This window comes from Porphyromonas sp. COT-052 OH4946, assembly GCF_000765965.1.
Taxonomy (GTDB): domain Bacteria; phylum Bacteroidota; class Bacteroidia; order Bacteroidales; family Porphyromonadaceae; genus Porphyromonas; species Porphyromonas gulae.
Genome location: NZ_JQZY01000012.1, coordinates 1 through 2,929 on the forward strand (window position 1 = coordinate 1; position 2,929 = coordinate 2,929).

The 2,929-nt window shown below is 47.2% G+C and carries 2 protein-coding genes; both read left to right on the forward strand.

Annotated features, from left to right (window positions below):
• The first annotated feature begins 763 nt into the window (after positions 1–763).
• Positions 764–1,078, forward strand: a complete 315-nt coding sequence (locus tag HQ50_RS05005) for a heavy metal-binding domain-containing protein (RefSeq protein WP_039419643.1) — start codon at positions 764–766, stop codon at positions 1,076–1,078.
• Between the two features lie 299 nt (positions 1,079–1,377).
• Positions 1,378–2,715, forward strand: coding sequence for an NADP-specific glutamate dehydrogenase (gene gdhA, locus HQ50_RS05010; protein ID WP_039419642.1), 1,338 nt, complete (start codon positions 1,378–1,380; stop codon positions 2,713–2,715).
• Positions 2,716–2,929 lie beyond the last annotated feature (214 nt).

Sequence of the window (2,929 nt, forward strand, 5' to 3'; positions counted from 1 at the left end):
CATGAAGGCTCTTTTGCACCTGCTCAAAATAATAAGCGAAAAGCTAAGCGAGAGACCATCGATGAATGACTTCTCTCTTGCAAATGCTTTTTAAGGGACGACTATATAGATCGTAAATGATTTGTATATAAATCGTGATCCGAAAAAAGCCTTTTCAGGAGCTGAAATAAAAGAGGCACCCACTCGATTCGTGGCCGAACCGAGTGGGTGCCTTATGTATTGGGGTCTATTATGGAAGTATTATCCCAATCCTATCCGTTGCCGATATATATATGTTTGGGGAAGCAATATACGGTGCACGTATGAGTTCGGCCCGATCGGCCGGACAAATCAAGAGAATGAGTAAAGTTCGGATACATGTCTAATGTCATTTGTTCGTTTAATACAAAACACTGTCGTTCGATAGAATCTCGCTGATATACTGCGATTTGGCTTTAGGAAGAGATTCCTATCGCTCTGCAAATGTAACGAAAAAGACCGACTGGAAAGAAACCCTTGAAAAAAGCGACATAGCTGCTTCCAAGTAGGACGGTGTGCATCATACGCAAATTATGGCGTCGCTTACGATATTCGGCTTCAGTCACGTACTTTACAGCCTCAGTCTTAGCACCCTGTACTTTGCGCATTCTTGCGCACCCAAAAGGGACTGAAGATAAAACCGAATTTTGACATAGCCCTATTGGCGCATCCTTGGCCTTATGCTACCTTTGTGGCAAGTGCGTATGACACTTCAATCCGAAACAAAAAGCAAAAAACAACCATCATGATTCTATCCACAACACCCAATATCGAGGGACGACGCATTCGCCAATACTGTGGCATAGTCTCCGGTGAGGCCATCATGGGAGCCAACATTGTACGCGACTTTTTTGCGAGTATCCGAGACGTGGTCGGCGGACGCTCCGGATCCTACGAGGAAGTAATCCGCAAAGCAAAGAACGAAGCACTGGACGAGATGCAGCGTGAAGCCATGCGATTAGGTGCCGATGCCATTCTTTCTATCGACATCGACTACGAAACCATCGGTACATCCATGCTGATGGTTGCCGTTTCCGGTACGGCAGTCATATTGGAATAGTTCCGGAAGGTGGCTTCTTGATACGCCCCCTTCTCCGACTATTCTGATCAAATACGAATGCTCACACTTACTCCGGAAACAAACTGCTTATTCTGTACCGAAGCCTGTTTTCGGCCGCACATTCTTGGCAGTCGAGAGGTGCCTTTCTGCTCCTTTACAGAGCCTACTGGAGGTAGGTTCAGTTGCCTCGCGAGCATAAGCGAACTCAGAAAACTTTATTTTTGAGAAAAGGCTTGAAAGTTCCAAACACATTAGCTACTTTTGCCGGAGTAATCTCTTACTATTATTTAGAGTTCTCTATGAAGACCCAAGAAATTATGACAATGCTGGAGGCTAAGCACCCCGGCGAAAGCGAATTCCTCCAAGCAGTGAAGGAAGTTCTTCTCTCAGTAGAAGAAGTGTACAACCAACATCCCGAGTTCGAAAAGAACGGTATCATCGAGCGTATCGTAGAGCCGGATCGTGTATTCACATTCCGTGTACCCTGGGTAGATGACCAAGGTAAGGTACAGGTAAACATCGGCTACCGCGTTCAGTTCAACAATGCCATCGGTCCGTACAAAGGCGGTATCCGTTTCCATCCTTCAGTGAACCTCTCTATCCTGAAGTTCCTCGGATTCGAACAGATGTTCAAGAATGCACTCACTACTCTCCCCATGGGTGGAGGTAAAGGTGGTGCCGACTTCTCTCCCAAGGGCAAGAGCGAAGCCGAAATCATGCGTTTCTGCCAGAGCTTCATGACCGAATTGTGGCGCAACATCGGTCCTGACACCGACATTCCTGCCGGTGACATCGGCGTAGGCGGTCGCGAAGTAGGTTATATGTTCGGTATGTACAAGAAGCTCGCTCGTGAGCATACAGGTACGCTTACCGGCAAGGGATTCGAGTTCGGGGGTTCTCGTCTGCGTCCCGAATCTACCGGTTTCGGTGCTGTTTACTTCGTACAGAACATGTGTAAGCAAAATGGCGTAGACTACAAGGGCAAGACTGTTGCTATCTCCGGATTCGGTAACGTTGCTTGGGGTGTAGCTCAGAAAGCTACCGAGCTGGGCATGAAAGTTGTTACGATCTCCGGTCCTGACGGCTATGTTTACGATCCCGACGGTATCAACACACCGGAGAAATTCCAGTGCATGCTTGACCTCCGCGACAGTGGCAATGACGTAGTATCTGACTACGTTAAGAGATTCCCCAACGCTCAGTTCTTCGCCGGCAAGAAGCCTTGGGAGCAAAAGGTAGACTTCGCTATGCCTTGCGCTACGCAGAACGAGATGAACCTCGAAGATGCCAAGACACTGCACAAGAACGGTGTTATCCTCGTAGCTGAAACGTCTAACATGGGTTGTACAGCCGAAGCCAGCGAATACTATGTAGAGCACAAGATGCTCTTTGCTCCGGGTAAGGCTGTTAATGCAGGTGGTGTTTCTTGCTCAGGTCTCGAAATGACACAGAATGCTATGCACCTCGTTTGGACGAACGAAGAAGTGGACAAGTGGCTGCACCAGATCATGCAAGACATCCACGACCAGTGCGTTACTTACGGTAAGGAAGGCAACTACATCGACTATGTGAAGGGTGCTAACATCGCCGGCTTCATGAAGGTAGCCAAGGCTATGGTAGCTCAGGGCGTTTGCTAATCCCTGACCTCACTCCCCTCTGCTCACACAGAGCAGATACAAAAACGAAAAAGCAGAGACGTATCTCCCCCTCGGAGGTACGTCTCTTTTTATTTCCCCAACAATATGTATTTATAGAGATCTTTGCACGGCAATTGGTCTGCATTTTGCTTTTTAATTCATTGTATAATAGGAGGTTATTTGTTATATTTGAGTATTAAAAACAGAATAATAT

What these genes read in the sequence shown, in the direction of transcription:
- HQ50_RS05005 (WP_039419643.1), top strand. Translation starts at nt 764, where the DNA reads ATGATTCTATCCACAACACCCAATATCGAGGGACGACGCATTCGCCAA.
- gdhA (WP_039419642.1), top strand. Translation starts at nt 1,378, where the DNA reads ATGAAGACCCAAGAAATTATGACAATGCTGGAGGCTAAGCACCCCGGC.